The 1,702-nt window shown below is 65.2% G+C and carries 2 protein-coding genes and 1 pseudogene; all 3 read right to left on the bottom strand.

Annotated features, from left to right (window positions below; genetic code table 11):
- A pseudogene (locus EN742_RS34165) lies at positions 1-475 on the bottom strand (ABC transporter permease); the annotation flags it as partial.
- Complete coding sequence (locus EN742_RS34160; RefSeq protein ID WP_128333831.1) at positions 472-1,269, bottom strand: ATP-binding cassette domain-containing protein; 798 nt, start codon at positions 1,267-1,269, stop codon at positions 472-474. The gene EN742_RS34160 and the pseudogene EN742_RS34165, both read right to left, overlap by 4 nt.
- 89 nt (positions 1,270-1,358) lie before the next feature.
- Positions 1,359-1,702: substrate-binding domain-containing protein (locus tag EN742_RS34155; RefSeq protein ID WP_148670490.1), on the bottom strand; the 344-nt coding region annotated here is incomplete at its 5' end.

Genomic DNA, 1,702 nt, shown 5'->3' with positions numbered 1-1,702 from the left:
AATTCATGCCGAGCGTGGCGATCAGCGACGACAGTCCGCCATAGACGACCAGCGAGCCGACCAGGAAGCCGAGCAGCGTCCCGGTGACCAGCGCGGCGGCGATGCCGAGGAACGGATCATAGCCGGCCTGCACGACCAGTGCGAAGACCCATGAGGCAAAACCCATCGTTGCCGGGAACGACAGGTCGATCTCGTCGCAGGTGACGACGAAGACCAGCGGCACGACCACGAACAGTGCAACGGGCAGCGTCGTCAGCACCGAGCTGTACAGATACCAGGTGGTGAACACCGTCGGATTGGCGATGATGAACACCGCCATCATGAAGATGAACACGCCGAGCGTGCCGAGCGCGGCGCGGTTGTCGATGACGAAGCCGCGCAGCCAGTGGTCGGATGGATGGCTCCATTCCTTGGTTGCCTGGCCGTTTGTTCTTCCCAGGGGAGATTGCAGATCGGGTTCCATGGCCTTGCTCATCGCGCTCCCTGCTCCGCTTCGCCCGCCTCGTGCAGTCCGGGCAGGCCGCCCGGATGCGCCACGTCTTCCATGAAGTTGATGAGATCTTCCGCCGACTTGATCTGGCTGCGGTCGGCGGTCAGCGCCACCTTGCCGCGGTCGAGCACCACGAAGCGGTCAGCAATGTCGAATACGTGGTGGATGTTGTGGCCGATGAACAGGATCGAGCGGCCGCTCGCCCGCACCTGGCGCACGAAGTGGAAAACCTTGGCGGTCTCGGTCAGCGACAGCGCCGTCGTCGGCTCGTCGAGGATGATCAGCTCCGCCTGCTTGTAGATGGCGCGCGCGATCGCCACCCCCTGGCGCTCGCCGCCCGAAAGCTGGCCGACGATCGAATGCGGCGTGAACACTTTCGAGGTGAAGCCGATCTCGCGCATCAACCGGCTTGCCTCCTCGATCTCCTTGCCGACCTTCAGCCAGCCCATGAAGCCGGTCAGCTCGCGGCCCATGAAGATGTTGCGCACGATCGTCTGCTGCACGGCCAGCGCCCGGTCCTGGAACACCGTTTCGATGCCGGCGTCGCGCGAGCGCCCTGCGCTCCATCCGCTGACCGGCTTGCCGCGCACCAGGATCTCGCCGCTGGTCGGCTTGACCACGCCTGACAGGATCTTGATCAGCGTCGACTTGCCGGCGCCATTGTCGCCGATCAGGCCGACCACCTCGCCGCGGTCGACGCTGAGGTTGACGCCGCCAAGCGCATAGACCTGGCCATAGGACTTCTTGATGTCGCGCAGTTCGATGATGCGTTCGCCCATGCGATCCTCGCTCGGATTGTCTGTCTTGCCGGCCTCCTCGCCGGCGGCCCCGCCGGCCGGGCGAAATCCCGGCCGGCAGCCTTGGGAGGTCAGCGCAGCGCCTGCTTGGCCAGCTCGGCGACGATCTCGTAATTCTGCGGCGTGACGAAGCCGGCGCCGGTGTCGACATTCATCGGCGCGAGGCCCAGCACCACCTGCTGGCAGAGGCTGAGGATAGGCAGATAGCCCTGCATGAACGGCTGCTGGTCGGCCGTCAACTGCACCCAGCCACCCTTGAAGCCCTCGACGATCTGCGGGCTGGTGTCGAAGCCGAAATTGAAGATCTCGCCTGCCTTGCGCCCCGCCGCCTGCATGTAGGTCGGCACGTTGCCCAGCATCTGTCCGCCGGGATAGCCAACCGCCTTGACGTCGGGATGGTTGAGCAGTGCCGCAG

Source organism: Mesorhizobium sp. M4A.F.Ca.ET.020.02.1.1 (assembly GCF_004022645.1).
Classification (GTDB): domain Bacteria; phylum Pseudomonadota; class Alphaproteobacteria; order Rhizobiales; family Rhizobiaceae; genus Mesorhizobium.
The sequence above is the reverse complement of the archived record's forward strand: the minus strand, read 5'-3'. Positions and strand labels throughout refer to the sequence as shown.

Coding starts and splice junctions, on each gene's coding strand:
- EN742_RS34160 (WP_128333831.1), bottom strand. CDS start 1,269: ATGGGCGAACGCATCATCGAACTGCGCGACATCAAGAAGTCCTATGGC.